Annotated in this window: 13 protein-coding genes, 3 tRNA genes and 2 pseudogenes; 7 read left to right on the top strand and 11 right to left on the bottom strand. The window is 61.2% G+C overall.

Annotation, left to right across the window (positions count from 1 at the left end):
* A pseudogene (locus CR103_RS24340) lies at window positions 1–107 on the top strand (IS6 family transposase); the annotation flags it as partial.
* Window positions 108–213: 106 nt separating this feature from the next.
* Here CR103_RS24340 and CR103_RS24335 read toward each other — a convergent pair.
* Window positions 214–459 (bottom strand): annotated as a pseudogene (locus tag CR103_RS24335) (glycoside hydrolase family 97 N-terminal domain-containing protein); the annotation flags it as partial.
* Window positions 460–605: 146 nt separating this feature from the next.
* On the opposite strand from CR103_RS24335, the gene CR103_RS22780 reads away from it, so the two are divergent.
* Window positions 606–920, top strand: coding sequence for a hypothetical protein (locus CR103_RS22780; RefSeq protein ID WP_180279418.1), 315 nt, complete (start codon window positions 606–608; stop codon window positions 918–920).
* Window positions 921–1,012: 92 nt separating this feature from the next.
* Here CR103_RS22780 and CR103_RS16135 read toward each other — a convergent pair whose 3' ends face one another.
* The 10 genes from CR103_RS16135 to CR103_RS16090 all read right to left on the bottom strand — a co-directional run bounded on the left by CR103_RS16135 (window position 1,013) and on the right by CR103_RS16090 (window position 10,756).
* Window positions 1,013–1,516: a pyridoxamine 5'-phosphate oxidase family protein gene (locus CR103_RS16135; RefSeq protein WP_099916970.1), complete on the bottom strand. Its 504-nt coding sequence runs from the start codon at window positions 1,514–1,516 to the stop codon at window positions 1,013–1,015.
* Between the two features lie 223 nt (window positions 1,517–1,739).
* Window positions 1,740–3,632 carry a SurA N-terminal domain-containing protein gene (locus tag CR103_RS16130; protein WP_099916969.1) on the bottom strand — a complete coding sequence of 631 codons (1,893 nt, stop codon included), beginning with the start codon at window positions 3,630–3,632 and terminating at the stop codon, window positions 1,740–1,742.
* Between the two features lie 136 nt (window positions 3,633–3,768).
* Window positions 3,769–3,845 (bottom strand) — tRNA-Asp (locus tag CR103_RS16125).
* 18 nt (window positions 3,846–3,863) lie between these two features.
* A tRNA-Asp gene (locus CR103_RS16120) sits at window positions 3,864–3,940 on the bottom strand.
* A gap of 73 nt (window positions 3,941–4,013) precedes the next feature.
* Entirely contained in the window at window positions 4,014–4,301 is a 288-nt protein-coding gene (locus CR103_RS16115; RefSeq protein ID WP_267874008.1) for an HU family DNA-binding protein, read from the bottom strand.
* Window positions 4,302–4,515: 214 nt separating this feature from the next.
* Window positions 4,516–6,927: an endopeptidase La gene (gene lon / locus CR103_RS16110; protein ID WP_099916967.1), complete on the bottom strand. Its 2,412-nt coding sequence runs from the start codon at window positions 6,925–6,927 to the stop codon at window positions 4,516–4,518.
* Between the two features lie 282 nt (window positions 6,928–7,209).
* A complete protein-coding gene (gene clpX, locus CR103_RS16105) occupies window positions 7,210–8,481 on the bottom strand; it encodes an ATP-dependent Clp protease ATP-binding subunit ClpX (RefSeq protein ID WP_099916966.1) in 1,272 nt (423 codons plus the stop codon).
* A gap of 149 nt (window positions 8,482–8,630) precedes the next feature.
* The gene (gene clpP, locus CR103_RS16100; protein WP_099916965.1) at window positions 8,631–9,248 is read right to left on the bottom strand and encodes an ATP-dependent Clp endopeptidase proteolytic subunit ClpP; all 618 of its coding nucleotides are present in this window, start codon (window positions 9,246–9,248) and stop codon (window positions 8,631–8,633) included.
* Window positions 9,249–9,292: 44 nt separating this feature from the next.
* A complete protein-coding gene (tig, locus tag CR103_RS16095) occupies window positions 9,293–10,633 on the bottom strand; it encodes a trigger factor (protein WP_099916964.1) in 1,341 nt (446 codons plus the stop codon).
* A gap of 36 nt (window positions 10,634–10,669) precedes the next feature.
* A tRNA-Leu gene (locus CR103_RS16090) sits at window positions 10,670–10,756 on the bottom strand.
* Window positions 10,757–11,123: 367 nt separating this feature from the next.
* Between CR103_RS16090 and hpnC the strand changes: the two genes are divergently transcribed.
* The 5 genes from hpnC to CR103_RS16065 all read left to right on the top strand — a co-directional run bounded on the left by hpnC (window position 11,124) and on the right by CR103_RS16065 (window position 16,133).
* Window positions 11,124–11,963: a squalene synthase HpnC gene (gene hpnC, locus CR103_RS16085; RefSeq protein WP_099916963.1), complete on the top strand. Its 840-nt coding sequence runs from the start codon at window positions 11,124–11,126 to the stop codon at window positions 11,961–11,963.
* A gap of 91 nt (window positions 11,964–12,054) precedes the next feature.
* Entirely contained in the window at window positions 12,055–12,888 is an 834-nt protein-coding gene (hpnD, locus tag CR103_RS16080; protein ID WP_099916962.1) for a presqualene diphosphate synthase HpnD, read from the top strand.
* Window positions 12,881–14,278: a hydroxysqualene dehydroxylase HpnE gene (gene hpnE / locus CR103_RS16075; protein ID WP_229443221.1), complete on the top strand. Its 1,398-nt coding sequence runs from the start codon at window positions 12,881–12,883 to the stop codon at window positions 14,276–14,278. The genes hpnD and hpnE overlap by 8 nt, the downstream gene beginning before the upstream one ends.
* A 180-nt stretch (window positions 14,279–14,458) precedes the next feature.
* On the top strand, window positions 14,459–15,304 hold the full coding sequence (locus tag CR103_RS16070) for a DUF1700 domain-containing protein (RefSeq protein ID WP_099916961.1): 846 nt from the start codon (window positions 14,459–14,461) through the stop codon (window positions 15,302–15,304).
* Window positions 15,305–15,320: 16 nt separating this feature from the next.
* Window positions 15,321–16,133, top strand: coding sequence for a head GIN domain-containing protein (locus CR103_RS16065; RefSeq protein WP_099916960.1), 813 nt, complete (start codon window positions 15,321–15,323; stop codon window positions 16,131–16,133).

The following is a 16,133-nucleotide window of genomic DNA, read 5'->3' as shown; positions in this document are numbered from 1 at the left end:
AACTCCTGCACATGATCCGCAAGGGCCAGTTCACGACCGATGGCACAAATATGACGTCGTTCGCCGATCAATTTTATGCGCTGGCAGTACAGGTCCGTCCAGTTTGAGGGCGCTGTACCTTTCGGAGAGCATCTCATTTTTTCGATCAACAACGCGACAAAGCCGCGCTTCTTGCCGACTGCCATGGTAACGCTCGCTGACCGCACGCACCGGCGACACGTTGGCAAGGCGCAGCCCGCGGGCCAGATCGGCGCCTTCCAGTTCGAGTCCGAGCAAGGATGGGAGGATCACCGGCTTGCCGTCGCGCGTGACCGACCAGGCCAAAGTCTTTTGCGGCGTGACGGACACCGCCACCGCGATGTGGCGATCCGGGCTGGTCAGTGTTGCCGGTGCGGCCCATCCACTTGCGGCGCAGCAGGCGGCCAATAAGGCTGCGGTGTGCTTGAAGATGTCAGGCATGTTGTCCTTGCGCGCCGCAAATGGCGCGTGTGGGGTTCGGGCGGCTTGGCCTGACCCCGGGTTGGATTCGACGATTACTGTTTGCATGGTGGCTGTACGGCCACGTTCGCCCTCGAGGCGCGCGCGGCAGGCCGGATCCGGCCAACGTGTCGAAAAAGGTGGCGCGCTTTGTCGCTGGAGTTGCGAAAGGCGTCGACCAAGTGGAACCCCGGCGCCAGTGGCACGCGCAGGATTGGATCGACGGCCTTGAAGTTGACGCCGTTGCAGCGCCCGCTGACGCCGCGACGCGGTACATGAAGCCGTTCTTGTCTTGCGAGCCGAACCATTCGGCCGAACGCAGCTTCGTCGCTTTCTTAATGTCGGCCATCTACTCCTCCAGTTTTTCTTGGCGCTGGCACTTGTTGGTGGCCGGTTCCAAGATAGTAAAAGCGGGAGGAATAACTTTCCAATCAAAAATTTAGCGAGATCTATATCAATATCGGTATCACCCGGAACTTTGCGATGCGGGCGAGCACGCCAGTTCGGCGCAGAGCGCAATGAAGCGAGCGGCTCTCTACAGGGCAATCTTGCCGTGCTCGCCAGGCTCGATGGCGGGACGAGTGCCGGTAATGGCCGCCTTGGCCATCTCGAACACCTGCGTCATCTTGTTGTCGTTCGAGTCCCAGTATTGGACCGTGCGGGCGGCCACCCGTACCAGCACGACATGGGGGTCGTCGACGCCGTTCGGGAACCAGGCCGCCACCATCGGATTCCACAAGGCGTGGATGCGGTCGCGCTCGACCACCCTTTCGGCGATGCCGCTGATCGACACGTACAGGCTGTCGGCCGGCTCGGCGAAGGCCAGGTTCACCTTCGGATTGGCGCCGATGTTTTCCCACAAGTCGGTTGCGCTGGACGTATAGAACCACAGGGCGCCGTCGGCGTCGAGTTCCTGGTTGGTCATCGGCCGGCTGGTCAGGTGGCCATGCTGGTCGACCGTGGTAAACATGGCAAAGCGGACCGATTTGATCTTCGCGGCGAGTTCGGCTACCCGGGTAGCATGGTTGGTGTCGGACATAATAGATTCCTTTACGACGTTGTCGGCAGTGAACGAGCTACCAGCATAGCGCTTGTCGTGGGCAAATTCTGTGCGCAGCCGAACCGATAAGCTGTTTCGGTCACGCCCCGCAGACCCGGCAGACCCGGCAGACCCGCATGACGGCGACATGAAAAAAGACCCGGTCCGCTTTCGCGTCCGGGTCTTGTTTTGTCCTTGTTACAGCCTTTATCGTGCGCCCCGCTTACTGGGTACTTGCCTGCACCGCCGGCTTGGTCAACAGCTTGACCTTGGCCTTTTGCTTGACCGCCTGGATGTAACCGTACATGTCCTGCTGGCCGATGGCGTCGGCGATCTGGTCGACTTCCGACTGGCGCCGCGCCGCATCCGGCGTTGCCGCCTGCGCCACCTTGCCGATGCGATACACGCCGTAACCCTGGCCCGGCAACTCCACGCCAACGTAGGCCGGCAGCTTGCTGACGTCCGCTTTCAATACTGCTATCGCGGCAGTTGAATTGAACGGCGGCTGCTTGGTGCGCGACACCGTTTTCGCCTCGCCGAAGCCGGTGGCGTCGCCCGACGCCTTGGCGGCGGCGATTTTCGCCTCGCCCGCCTTGACGGCGAGCCTGGCAGCCTCTTCGAGCGCCACGCGCTGACGGATGACGGCGTCGACCTCCAGCAGAGGACGCTTGGCGGCCGGGCGGAATTCGACTATGCGCCCGGCAATCAGGGTGTTTGGTCCGGCTTGCACCGCTTCGGTGTTGCGCTTGTTTTTCAGCGAATCATCGGAAAACAAGGCAGCGAGGAACTTGGGATTGTTGTAAGGCGCCGCAGCCAGTGCCGGCGCCGGCTTGCGGGTCAGGTTGTCGATCGTCTGGACCTGCAGTTTCAGCTTGTCGGCAGCGGGCTTCAAGCTGTCCGATTGTTCGTACAAGGTGTTGCCAAACGCCTCGGCCAGCTCGGAATATTTCTTCGACAATTTCTGCTTCTTCAGCTCGGCAGCGATCTCTTCCTTGGCCTGGTCGGCCGTCTTGGTGCTCACCGGCTTGAGGGCGGTGACGGTGATGACGTGAAAACCGTATTCCGATTCCACCACGCCGCTGATTTCTCCTTGCTTGAGGCTGTAGATCGCCTCTTCCACCGGCTTGACGAACGCGCCCTTCTCGACCGCGCCGAGGTCGCCGCCGAGCTCAGCGGAACCAGGGTCCTGCGATTGCGCCTTGGCGATCGTGGCGAACTCGGCCGGATTCTTGCGCAGCTGTGCGAGGATCGCTTCGGCCTTGGCGCGGGCTGCCGTTTTTTCGGCTGCCGGCGCGTCTTTTTTGGCGTTGATCAGGATATGGCTGGCGATACGCTGCTCCGGGGTCGTGAAACGCGCCGTGTTTTTGCCGTAGAAATCAGCGATTTCGGCGTCCGTCACGCTGACCTGGCCTTCGACCATTTCCGGCGTGAACAGCACGTATTCGGCCTTGACCTGCTCCGGGACCAGGAACAGTGCCGCGTTCTTTTCATAGTACGCCTTGACCATCGCATCGGTCACCTTCACCTGCGCGGTGAAATCGGCGGTCGGGAACAGCAGTTCCTGCACCTCGCGCTCCTGGTCGTTGATGTCCGACAGGCGGGTGGCGACCGAGCGCGGTGCGAACGCGGTCGATTGGACGGCCCCGCTCAACTGCTGCATTGCCATGTCGCGCCGTACGCGCGCGTCGAGCCCGGTGGTGGTCAGTCCGAGCGACGCCGCGGCGGCCTTGTACTGGTTGACATCGCCCTTGAATTGCTCGGCGTAGAGCTTGGCCAGCGTGGCGTCGGTGATCGTCAGGTGGTTGCGGGCGATTTCGCCGCCCAGCGCGCGCTCGGCGATCAGGTTGTCGAGGATCGCCTGCTTCGCTTCGGGCGTTTCAAACATCTTCTGGTCGAACTGCGCGCCGTACATTTCGCGATAACGGTCCATCTGCTGGCGCTGCGCCTGCTCCCATTCCTGCTGGGTGATTTTCTGGCCGTCGACGCTGGCGACCGCGTTGGCGTCGTCGCCCTTGTTCCCGTAACTGCTGACGCCGACAAAAACGAACGATGGCACGATCAGCAACATCAGGAAAATCTGCATCAGGCGCTTGTGGGTACGAATAAATTCAAACATTGATCAGCCAATCCGATTTGAGGGGAAGCGATTAAACTGCACGCGCGCGATTGCACGCGTAAACTGCAAAAAAAATTAGAAACAAAAACTGCAAAAAAAAAGGCGAACTCTCGTTCGCCTTTTCTTTTTTATACTTTGGCGGAGCGGACGGGACTCGAACCCGCGACCTCCGACGTGACAGGCCGGCATTCTAACCAACTGAACTACCACTCCTTATCTTCGTATATTTTCTGGCGGAGCGGACGGGACTCGAACCCGCGACCTCCGACGTGACAGGCCGGCATTCTAACCAACTGAACTACCACTCCCGAAAATACATTGTACTGCCTGCCCGGCCGCGAGGCCGATCAGTATCGACGATTGTCACCTCGCCGAAGGCAATTAGTTTACTGCATCTTTGAGCGCTTTGCCAGCTTTAAATTTCGGCACTTTCGCCGCCGCAATCTTAATCGCTTCGTTGGTCCGCGGGTTGCGACCGATACGCGCGGCGCGTTCGCCGACGGTGAAGGTGCCGAAGCCGACCAGGGTCACGCTGTCGTTGTTTTTCAGGGTGGTGGTGACCGCTTCCATCATGGCATCGAGCGCGCGCGTGGCAGAGGCCTTGGTAATGTCCGCCGACTTTGCGATTTCTTCGATCAGTTCTGTTTTATTCACTCGGTTCCCCGTCACGTGGTGTGATGCCGCGAGACCGCGTCATCATGTTTGCGCGCTGAACAGCGCGGCGGAAAAATCCGCAGGCCGTATTAAACAAGCGGCCATCCCCTTGTGTCAAGAGCGATCTCAGCATTGTCCCTGTGCGCTTTTGCGCCGGGCAAAAAAAACAGGCGCCATCAAGGCGCCTGTTTTACCGCAGCAGGATAGCTAACGCGAGCGTGCGCAGCCCCTAGTGCTTGACCACCTCGGTCTGGCCATCCACCTGGGCCGTTGCGGGCACCGCCGGCGCCGGCGCTGCGGTTTCCACCAGCGGCACGGGATGGCGCTCCAGCGCGATTTCAAGCACCTTGTCGATCCAGCGTACCGGGACGATTTCGAGCTTGTTCTTGACGTTATCAGGAATCTCGGCGAGGTCCTTGACGTTTTGCTCGGGGATCAGGACCGTCTTGATGCCGCCGCGGTGAGCTGCCAGCAGCTTTTCTTTCAGGCCGCCGATCGGCAGCACTTCGCCGCGCAGCGTGATTTCACCCGTCATCGCCACGTCGGCGCGTACCGGGATGCCGGTAAACACCGACACCAGGGCAACCGTCATCGCCGCACCGGCCGATGGACCATCCTTCGGCGTCGCCCCTTCCGGCACGTGGATGTGAATGTCGGCCTTCTCGAATACGTCGTTGCGGATGCCAAGGCGGTTGGCGCGCGAACGCACCACCGTGCGGGCCGCTTCGATCGACTCTTTCATGACGTCGCCCAGGGTACCGGTACGCACCACCACGCCTTTGCCAGGCATCTGCACCGCTTCGATCGTCAGCAGGTCGCCGCCCACTTCGGTCCATGCCAGGCCGACCACTTGGCCGACCTGGTTTTCCTTTTCGGCCACGCCGAAATCGTAGCGCCGCACACCGAGGAACTTGTCGAGGTTCTTGTTGGAGATGAGAACTTTTTTATCCGACTTTTTGAGCAGTAGCATCTTGACGACCTTGCGGCAGATCTTCGAGATTTCACGCTCGAGCGAACGCACGCCAGCTTCCCGCGTGTAGTAACGGATGATGTCGCGCAGCGCCGATTCGGCGACGTTGATTTCGTCTTCCTTCAGGCCGTTCGCCTTGATCTGCTTGGGCAGCAGGTAGCGCTGGGCGATACTGGTTTTTTCGTCTTCGGTGTAACCGGACAGGCGGATCACTTCCATCCGGTCGAGCAGCGCCGGCGGGATGTTATACGAGTTCGACGTTGCCACGAACATCACGTCCGACAGGTCGAAATCGACTTCGATATAGTGGTCCGAAAACGTGTGGTTCTGTTCCGGATCGAGCACCTCGAGCAGCGCCGACGATGGATCTCCGCGGAAGTCCGCGCCCATCTTGTCGATCTCGTCCAACAGGAACAGCGGATTGCGCACGCCTACTTTCGCCAGCGACTGCAGCACCTTGCCCGGCATCGAGCCGATGTAGGTACGGCGGTGGCCGCGGATCTCGGCTTCGTCGCGCACGCCGCCGAGCGCCATCCGCACGAACTTGCGGTTGGTGGCGCGGGCAATCGACTGGCCGAGCGAGGTCTTGCCGACGCCCGGAGGACCGACGAAGCACAGGATCGGGGCCTTTAGCTTGTCGACGCGCTGCTGGACCGCGAGGTATTCCATGATGCGTTCCTTGACCTTGTCGAGGCCGAAGTGGTCACCGTCGAGCACTTTCTCGGCGTTCGCCAGGTCGTTGTTGACCTTGGATTTCTTCTTCCATGGCAGGCTCACCAGGGTGTCGATGTAATTGCGTACAACTGTCGCTTCGGCCGACATCGGCGACATCAGTTTGAGCTTCTTGAGTTCGTTGGTGGCCTTGTCGAGTGCCTCTTTCGGCATCTTGGCGGCAATCACCTTCTTCTCGAGTTCGTCGATGTCGGCGCCGTCTTCGCCCTCGCCCAGTTCCTTCTGGATTGCCTTGACCTGCTCGTTCAGGTAGTACTCGCGCTGCGATTTCTCCATCTGGCGCTTGACACGGCCGCGGATGCGCTTTTCCACTTGCAGGATGTCGAGTTCGCCTTCGAGCTGGCCGAGCAGGTGCTCGAGGCGTTTGGCGACGTTGAAAATTTCGAGTATTACTTGCTTCTGCTCGAGCTTGAGCGGCAGGTGGGCGGCAACCGTGTCGGCCAGGCGGCCAGCGTCGTCGATGCCGGCCAGCGAAGCCAGGATTTCGGGCGGAATCTTCTTATTCAGTTTGACGTACTGGTCGAACTGCTGGACGATCGCGCGGCGCATCGCCTCGACTTCGGAATCGTCGCCGGTTTCCGAATCGATCGGGGTCAGGTCGGCGATGAAGTGGGTCGACGAATCGTTGATGTGGTTGATGCGGGCGCGCTGGGCGCCTTCGACCAGCACCTTGACGGTGCCGTCCGGCAGTTTCAGCATTTGCAGGATGTTGGCGACGCAACCGATCTCGTAGATGTCGGTTGCCGACGGCTCGTCCTTGGCGGCGGCTTTTTGCGCGGCCAGCATGATGCTCTTGCCCTGTTCCATCGCGGCTTCGAGCGCCTTGATCGATTTGGGACGCCCGACAAACAGGGGTATTACCATATGCGGGAAGACGACCACGTCGCGCAACGGCAGTAACGGCAGCGTCGTTTGCTCGGTTAATTTGGAAGTTGTCATGGCATACCTTATAGAAAGCGTGAATACGATGTTGGCACTCGCTGCCTGAAAACAAGGCCGGGCGGCAAAAAATAGTTTGCCTGGTAATCTAATTAAATAATCAAATTGCTACGAGTATTACCGGCTGGTCCAAAAGGTTTAAAAGCATCAAATAAAAAAGCCACCGCGCGACAGGCGCCGCGAGTGGCTTTTCGATTGAAGCCTGCTTCTTTTATTGAGATAAATTGTACCGCCAAGAATTAAAGGACGCAGCCCTTTTTGTTGTGTCCGTGCGGCTAATTTTCAATTTTCGCCGGATGCCTTGGCGGTTTCGCTATAAATAAGCAGAGGTTTGGCGCCATTCGTGATCGTGTTTTCATCAATGACGACTTTGATGACATTCTGCTGGTTTGGCAATTCGTACATGACATCGAGTAAAGCATGTTCCAGGATCGAGCGCAAACCACGTGCGCCGGTCTTGCGCGCCAATGCTTTCTTTGCAATCGCATGCATTGCGGCCGGACGGATTTCAAGTTCCGCACCTTCCATTTCAAGCAACTTCGAATACTGCTTGATCAGCGCATTCTTCGGCTCCACCAGAATCTGGATCAGCGCGTCTTCGGTCAACTCGCTCAGGGTAGCTACGACCGGTAGACGACCGACAAGTTCCGGAATCAGGCCGAACTTGATCAGGTCTTCCGGCTCGGCTTCGAGCAGGATTTCGCTGCTGTCACGCTGGGCCTGGCTCTTGACGCTGGCCGAGAAGCCGATACCGCTTTTTTCGGAGCGGTTCTGGATGATCTTGACCAAGCCGTCGAAGGCGCCACCGCAGATGAACATGATGTTGGTCGTGTCGATCTGCACGAAGTCCTGGTTCGGGTGCTTGCGCCCGCCCTGCGGCGGCACCGACGCCATGGTGCCTTCGATCAGCTTGAGCAAGGCTTGCTGCACGCCTTCGCCCGAAACATCGCGCGTGATGGAAGGATTGTCCGACTTGCGCGAAATCTTGTCGATCTCGTCGATGTAGACAATGCCGCGCTGGGCTTTTTCGACCTCGTAGTTGCAGCTTTGCAGCAGCTTCTGGATGATGTTCTCGACGTCCTCGCCCACATAGCCGGCTTCGGTCAGGGTGGTGGCGTCGGCGATCACAAACGGTACGTTGAGCATACGCGCCAGGGTTTGCGCCAGCAAGGTCTTGCCCGAACCGGTCGGCCCGACCAGCAGGATGTTGCTTTTGGCCAGTTCGACGTCGTCTTTCTTGCCAAGGTGCTTGAGGCGCTTGTAGTGGTTGTACACCGCCACCGACAGGATGCGCTTGGCAGTTTGCTGACCGATCACGTATTGGTCGAGCAGGCCGGCGATTTCGTGCGGCGTCGGCAGATCCGACTTGGCACCGCCGGTCACCGTCTCGACGTTCGAGGTCTCGTCGCGAATGATGTCGTTGCACAGGTCGATACACTCATCGCAGATGAACACGGAAGGTCCGGCGATCAGTTTCTTGACCTCGTGCTGGCTCTTGCCGCAGAACGAGCAGTACAGGAGTTTTTCGCCGCTGGAGGATTTTTTGTCTGACATGGGGCAGGTTTCTATTAGATTGCTACAAATTTAACGCTTATTCGGGATGCGCAACGAAGCGCTGGTGGCTACCATGCTACCCGAAATAAAAAAGAAACGCCCGAACGTTGTGGCGCCCGGGCGTTTTCAGCAATTACGTTGTCCGGACATCAAGCCCGGCTGGTCAACACTTTGTCGATCAGGCCGTAGTCGGCCGCTTCGTCTCCGGACATGAAACGGTCACGGTCAGTATCCTTGTGGATCTGCTCGATCGTCTTGCCGGTGGCGTCCGCCAGGATCTTGTTGAGCCGCTCGCGCAGGTACAAAATTTCCTTGGCCTGGATTTCGATGTCCGACGCCTGGCCTTGCGAGCCACCCGACGGCTGGTGAATCATGATGCGCGAGTTCGGCAACGAAAACCGCTTGCCCTTGGCGCCGGCGGCCAGCAAGAAGGCGCCCATCGAGGCGGCCATGCCGGTGCACAGCGTCGACACGTCCGGCTTGATGAAGTTCATGGTATCGAAGATCGCCAGGCCGGCAGACACCGAGCCGCCGGGCGAATTGATGTAGAGCGAAATATCCTTGTCCGGATTTTCGCTTTCCAGGAACAGCAGCTGGGCGACGATCAAATTGGCCATCTGGTCATTGACCGGGCCGACCATGAAAATCACGCGTTCCTTCAACAGGCGCGAGTAGATGTCGTAGGCGCGTTCGCCGCGGCCGCTCTGCTCGACTACCATCGGCACCAGGCCGAGAGCTTGTGTGTCCAATGCCGGATTATGGTTCATGGCTGTCTTCCTTCTTCGTTATCTGACTGGAGCTTAAAATATTTTTAAGCTTGTGCGTTGCTTCCCATCAATTCGTCGAAGGCAACTGCTTTTGCCGTTACTTTCGCCTTACCGAGCACATAGTTGACGACGTTTTCTTCCAAAACAAGGGCCTCGACTTCCGCCAGACGCCGGCGGTCGCCGTAGTAGTACTTCAGCACTTCTTTCGGATCTTCGTAGCTTTGGGCGAAATCTTCGATCTGGGCCTTGACCTGTTCCTGGGTCGCGTGCAGCTGGTTTTCCGACACCAGTTGCGACAGGATCAGCCCGAGGCGTACGCGGCGCTCGGCCTTGGTGGCGAACAGTTCTTGCGGGAATGGCATGTTCTTGACATCCATGCCGCGCTGGGTCATGTCCTGGCGCGTCATTTCGGCCAGTCGCTCGGAGTCCTGGGCGATCATCACTTTCGGCACTTCCATGTCGGTGACCTTGACCAGGGCGTCCATCACGGCTTCCTTGTTGCGCGCCTTGACGCGGCCGGCGACTTCGCGCTCGAGGTTGACCTTGATGTCGGCACGCATTTTTTCGGCGTCGCCGTCTTCGATGCCCAGCGACTTGGCGAATTCGGCGTCGACCGCCGGCAGGTGCGCCCACTCGAGCTGTTTCAGCGTGATGGTGAACTGGGCAGTTTTACCGGCCACGTCCTTGCCATGATAGTCCTCGGGGAACGCCAGGTCGAAAGTCTTCGCCTCGGTTACTTTCAGGCCAATCGTGGCCGCTTCGAACTCGGGCAGCATGCGGCCTTCGCCGAGCACGAAGGCGTAGTCGTCTGCTTTGCCGCCTGGGAATTCGACGCCGTCGATGATGCCCGTGAAGTCGACCGTCACGCGGTCGCCGGCTGCAGCCAGCGGCGCGCCGCCGTCGCCGTGCTCGCCGGCTTCACCCTTGGTGTGGTAGTGCACGCGTTGCTTGCGCAGGATTTCGATGGTCTTGTCGATTTCGGCGTCCGAGACGTCGGCCTTGACGATTTCGATTTCCACCGCGGCCAGGTCGCCGACGGCCACTTCCGGGTAAACTTCGAACGTGGCGTCGAACGTCAGCAGGCCTTCCGGACTGTCATCCTTGGCGTCGATTTTCGGGTAGCCTGCAACGCGCAGCTGGTTCTCGTTGGCTGCCTCGCTGAAGGCACGGCCGACCTTGTCGTTCAGGACGTCCGATTCGATCTGGTAGCCGTATTGTGCCGCGACCATCTTCAGAGGAACCTTGCCTGGACGGAAGCCAGGCGCCTTGGCCGTTTTGGCCTGCTGTTTCAAGCGCTTTTCAACTTCCGTACGGACGTCGGCCAGCGGAAAAGAGATCGTCATGCGACGCTCGAGTTTACCCAGGGTTTCGACTGCAGTTGCCATTGTAAAAATCGTCCAAAAAAAGTGTCAATATATTCGTGGTGCGAGGAGGGGGACTCGAACCCCCACACCATTGCTGGCGTCAGGACCTAAACCTGGTGCGTCTACCAATTTCGCCATCCTCGCGGGATCGCAGCCGGATTGTACCGGATGCATTTGGTCGGCCGGCATGTTACTTTCCGGCGGAAAAAACTAAGGGCGCCCGACAATAAAACCGGCCGCCCTGCACTACCTTGCACATTTACATTGCATCTACATTAATAGCGGCTACAACTTCAACCCGGTATTTTACTGGATTTTCTGACACGACAGGGCTTTTTTCGTCCGCCAGGCGCGGCGTCAACAAAAACGCGATCCTGCCGGCACGCAATCGGGCGCACCTGCTGTTTTCCTTTAACCTGCTGTTTTCCTTTATTATTCGCTCTGCAAGTTGCAACACGGCACCGTGGCGCAAATGCCCTGTTCAGCCTTATTCTACCGACATCGATTCCTCATGCCCGTCGACCACTACGAAAACTTTCCTGTTGCCTCTTTCCTGTTGCCGAGGAAGCTGGTGCCGGCCGTCGAGGCGATTTACGCCTTCGCCCGCAGCGCCGACGACATCGCCGATGAGGGCGATGCAGCACCTGGCGAACGGCTGGCCGCGCTCGAACGCTACGAACAAGCACTTGGCGGCGTCAAACGGGGCGAACCCGGGGCCGATCCACTGTTCCGGCGCCTGGCGGGGGTCATCGACGCGCACCGCCTGCCGCTGCAGCCGTTTTACGACCTGCTGTCGGCTTTCAAACAGGACGTCGTCGTCAAGCGCTACCCCGATTTCGGCCAACTGCTCGACTATTGCCGGCGCTCGGCCAACCCGGTCGGTTTGCTGATGCTGTCCCTGTATGGCGCTGCCGATGGCGACAATGTGCGCGATTCGGATGCGATCTGCTCTGCCCTCCAGCTGATCAACTTCCTGCAGGACGTCGCCGTCGACCGCACAAAGGAGCGCATTTATTTGCCGCTGGAGGATCTGGCGCGCTTCGGCGTGACGCCGGCCCAGCTCGACTTGGTCCCCTTCGATCCACTCGACCCGCGCTGGCGCGCGCTGATGGCCTTCGAAGTGGCGCGCGCCCGCGCGCTGCTGCTGTCGGGTGCGCCCTTGGCGCTGCGCCTGCCCGGACGGATCGGCTGGGAACTGCGGCTGGTGGTGCAAGGCGGCCTGCGCATTCTGGAGGCGATCGAGCGGGTCGATTACGACGTGTTTGCGCGCCGGCCCGCACTGCGCGGGGCCGATTGGCTGCTGCTCGGCTGGCGCGCAATATGGATGAACCCCGGGATGCGCCGCGCTTGAAATTGCTGCAAAAACCCGGACCCCACCTCACCCCAAGCCCGCATGCCTATAGAATAGCGGCTCCGATTTGCCATCCATTGCACTTTTGACCATGTCCCCCGACGAATACTGCCAACAAAAAACCGTCCAGAGCGGCTCCAGTTTCTACTACAGCTTCCTGTTCCTGCCGCCCGAGCGGCGGCGCGCGATCACGGCGCTGTATGCGTTTTGCCGCGAAGTCGACGATACGGTCGACGACTGCACCGACGAATCGATCGCCCGCATCAAGCTGGCCTGGTGGCGCGCCGAAGTGTCGAACATGTACAACGGCGTGGGCACGCATCCGGTGATGCAGGCGCTGCAGCCGCACCTGGCAGCCTACCGGCTCGAAGAAAAGCACATGCAGGCAATTATCGACGGCATGGAGATGGACTTGAACCAGACCCGCTACCTCGACTTTCCGGCGATGAAATCGTATTGCTGGCACGTCGCCAGCGTGGTGGGCATCCTGTCGGCCAGCATCTTCGGCGTGACCGATGTGCGCACCCTGGAGTATGCCGAAAAACTCGGTCTCGCCTTCCAGCTGACGAACATCATCCGCGACGTCGGCGAAGACGCCCGCAAGGGACGCATCTACCTGCCGGTCAACGAGCTGCAGCAGTTCGGCGTGACCGCCGCCGACCTGCTGAACGCCCGTCACAGCGACAAGTTCGAGTCGCTCATGCGGTTCCAGGTGGCGCGTGCTAGCCAAGCCTACGACGACGCCTTCGCCCTGCTGCCGGCGCAGGACCGGCGGGCTCAGCGTCCCGGCCTGATGATGGCGGCGATCTACCGCGCGCTGCTGGGCGAAATCGAGCGCGACAATTACCACGTGCTGACTCAGCGCATTTCGCTCACGCCGGTGCGCAAATTGTGGCTGGCGTGGAAAACCTACATTCGTGGCTAAGCTGAACACGGCCGGCCAGGCGGGCAAACGGGTTGCCGTCATCGGCGGCGGCTGGGCCGGCTGCGCGGCGGCGGTCGAACTGGCCGCCGCCGGCTGCAGCGTCACGCTGTTCGAGGCAACGCGCACGCTGGGCGGACGCGCGCGCGCAATCGAAGTGCGCGGGCGCATGCTCGACAACGGCCAGCATATCCTGCTCGGCGCCTACACCGGCACGTTTCGCCTGCTGCGCCGGGTTGGCATCGAGCCGAAAACGGCGCTGCTGAACCTGCCCCTGCAGATGCGTTACCCAAACCTGAGCGGCGGCATGGATTTCGTCGCCCCGCGCCTGCCCGCACCCTGGCACCTGGTCGTGGCGCTGCTGCGCGCCAAAGGCCTGGGGCTGGCCGACAAGATGGCCCTGGCGCGGTTTTCGAGTAGCGCGCGCTGGATGGGCTGGCAGCTCAACGTCGACTGCAGCGTGGCAGAACTGCTCGAGCGTTTCGACCAGACGGCGCGGCTGGTGCAGCTGATGTGGCGCCCGCTGTGCCTGGCGGCGCTCAACACGCCGCCCGAATACGCCTCGGCCAGGGTGTTCCTGGCCGTGCTGCGCGACAGTTTAGGTGCCGGCCGCGCCGCTTCCGACATGCTGCTGCCGCGGCTCGACCTGCACGCCCTGTTTCCCGGCGCGGCATCGCGCTTTATTGAACAGCACGGCGGCGCAGTGCGCTGCGGCGCCAAGGTGACCACCCTGCTGCGCGAAGGCGGCAGCTGGCGGATCGACGCGACCGGCAAGGCGGTCGGCGGCAACAGCAGCGCCTTGTTCGACGCGGTGGTGCTGGCGGTGGCGCCGCCGGCCGCTTTGACCCTGCTGGACGGCCTGCCGCTCGGCGACATTCCGGCCAGACTGGCCGCCTTCGACTACGAGCCGATCACCACGTGCTACCTGCAATATGCCGCCGCCATGCAGCTCGGCCGGCCGTTCTATGCGCTGCCGGACGACCCGGCCATTGGCCACTGGGGCCAGTTCGTGTTCGACCGCGGCCAGCTCGATGGCGGCCAGGCCGGCCTGTGCTCGGTGGTGGTGAGCGCCTCGAGCGCGGCGGCGGCGCTGGACCAGGCCGTGCTGGCGCAGGCGATTGCCGCCCAACTGGCGGCATTGTTCGGCCGTCCCGAGCTGGCCTCTCCCGCATGGAGCCAGGTCATCACCGAAAAACGCGCCACCTTTGCCTGTACTCCCGGCCTGCAGCGCGTGCCCACCGCCAGCGGCCTGCCCGGCTTGGTGCTGGCCGGCGATTACACCGAAAGTGACTATCCGGCAACGCTCGAAGCGGCTGTCCGCAGCGGCGCAGCGGCGGCAACAGAGACGATTGCGCCAGGGGCGGCAAAGCCGACAAGGTCATCGGCGGCATGAGGCGTATGCGGTCGTCGCCCCCTGCTGTCGCCTGCGCCGCCAAAATTGCAGCCCGTCGCATGCCGATGGTGGCACTGCGGTCGCGCCGCTACAGTAGCACCATCGGCACCATCGGCACCATCGCCTGCGGCAACACGTGCGATGTGACGGCGCCAGCGCAGCCAATAACGGAAATTTATCATGGGTAAGCTTGAATATCTCGACGCGCTGAAGCGGGCCCTGACCGGCTTGCCGCCTGAGCTGCAGGCCAAGACGCTGGCTTACTACGAACAGCGCTTCGTCGACGGCATGGCACTGGGGCGCGCCGACACCGACATCGCGCGCGAACTGGACGATCCAAAAAAGATCGCCATGACCTTGCGCGCCAACGCCCACCTTTCCAGCTTCGAGCAAAAGCGCAGCCCCTACAAGCTGGCGCGCCTGCTCGTGTCGGCGCTCGGGCTGGCCATTTTCAACCTGTTCATGGTGGTGCCGGCGATCGTCTACGCCTCGCTGCTGGCGACGATGTACGCCTGCGCGCTGGCTTTTTACGTCGCCGGCATTGCCATCACGGCGAGCGGCCTGTCCGGCGCCAACGAGCTGGTGCTGGGCGGGCCGCTGCGCCATTTCATTTCCAGCGACGACGATGCCGGCAGTTCGAAAGCCCAGACCAAGGTGAGGATCGACGAAGAAGGCGTCCACATATTCGAGGAAAACATCGCCGAACCGCTGCCGCTGCCAGCCAACCGGAGCGGGACCGCAAAGGAGACCGCAAACGAGACCGCAAGCGAGACAGCGGCTGACGCCGGCCGTGACGACGCCGCCAGCGCGCCGGTGATCAAGCGCGCCGAAGCGATGGCAGAACGCGGCATTCGCATCTCGACCGGCATGGACGCCGGCGCGCGCACCACCCAGACCGTGATCGGCCTGTCGATGGTGGTGGGCGCGATCATCCTGTTCCTGCTGAGCCTTGTCGTGACGCAGTACACCATCGTCGGCATCAAGCGCTACATCGACATGAATTTTTCCCTGCTCAAAGGCAATTGAACCAAAGGAGCACGACATGCGCGCACTGATGAAAACCGGATTGGGCCTGCTGGTGCTGGCGTTTTTACTGATCGGCCTGACCTACAGCATGCTGCGGGCCCAGGGCATCAGCGCGCCGTCGAACCAGGCCGGCCGCACCGTGCAAAGCGAAAATCGCGGCGTCGGCAAGCCGGTGCGCGCGATCGACCTGGGCGGGCCGATCGACCTGACGCTGCGCCAGGGCGCCGTGGCGTCGCTGGTGGTACGCGGCGAGCAGCGCCTGCTGGGCAATATCGACACGACCATCGGCGACGACGGCACGCTGCACATCGATACCGTCGGCATGCTGCTGCATCACCGCCAGCCGCTGCAGGTCATCCTGGTACTGCCGTCGATCGAAGACATCAACGTGCGCGGCAGCGGCGACAGCACCATCAACGGCTTTAACGGCGAGCGCATCGAGGTCGAGCTCAACGGCTCAGGCAATGTCAAGTTCAACGGCCGCTTCAAGCATGTCAAGGCCGCCATTCACGGCAGCGGCGAACTCGAAATGAACGGCGGCGCCAGCGACAAGGTCGAAACGGCGGTGATCGGTTCGGGCAAGCTGACCGTGGTCGGCTCGGCGCGCCAGTTCAAGGCCGAGCTGACCGGGTCGGGCGACATCGACGCCCGCCACCTCGGCGCCGACCGGGTCGACCTGCAGTTGATGGGGTCGGGCGACGCCGTCGTCAGCGCCATCAAGTCAGTCAACGTCACCTTGCGCGGCAGCGGCGACGTCAAGGTGCACGGCGCGCCGCCAGAGCGCAACGTCAGCCGCGACGGCTCTGGCGACGTCAGTTTCGAGCCTTGA

The organism is Massilia psychrophila (assembly GCF_002760665.1).
Lineage (GTDB): Bacteria > Pseudomonadota > Gammaproteobacteria > Burkholderiales > Burkholderiaceae_D > JAFCUW01.
Note: the sequence above shows the minus strand (reverse complement) of the source record. Positions and strands in the feature narration are given on the sequence as shown.

Bases quoted from the DNA above. Each gene is read 5' to 3' on its own strand.
- CR103_RS16135 (WP_099916970.1), bottom strand. From the start codon at position 1,516: ATGTCCGACACCAACCATGCTACCCGGGTAGCCGAACTCGCCGCGAAG.
- CR103_RS16130 (WP_099916969.1), bottom strand. From the start codon at position 3,632: ATGTTTGAATTTATTCGTACCCACAAGCGCCTGATGCAGATTTTCCTG.
- lon (WP_099916967.1), bottom strand. From the start codon at position 6,927: ATGACAACTTCCAAATTAACCGAGCAAACGACGCTGCCGTTACTGCCG.
- clpX (WP_099916966.1), bottom strand. From the start codon at position 8,481: ATGTCAGACAAAAAATCCTCCAGCGGCGAAAAACTCCTGTACTGCTCG.
- clpP (WP_099916965.1), bottom strand. From the start codon at position 9,248: ATGAACCATAATCCGGCATTGGACACACAAGCTCTCGGCCTGGTGCCG.
- tig (WP_099916964.1), bottom strand. From the start codon at position 10,633: ATGGCAACTGCAGTCGAAACCCTGGGTAAACTCGAGCGTCGCATGACG.
- hpnC (WP_099916963.1), top strand. From the start codon at position 11,124: ATGCCCGTCGACCACTACGAAAACTTTCCTGTTGCCTCTTTCCTGTTG.
- hpnD (WP_099916962.1), top strand. From the start codon at position 12,055: ATGTCCCCCGACGAATACTGCCAACAAAAAACCGTCCAGAGCGGCTCC.
- CR103_RS16070 (WP_099916961.1), top strand. From the start codon at position 14,459: ATGGGTAAGCTTGAATATCTCGACGCGCTGAAGCGGGCCCTGACCGGC.
- CR103_RS16065 (WP_099916960.1), top strand. From the start codon at position 15,321: ATGCGCGCACTGATGAAAACCGGATTGGGCCTGCTGGTGCTGGCGTTT.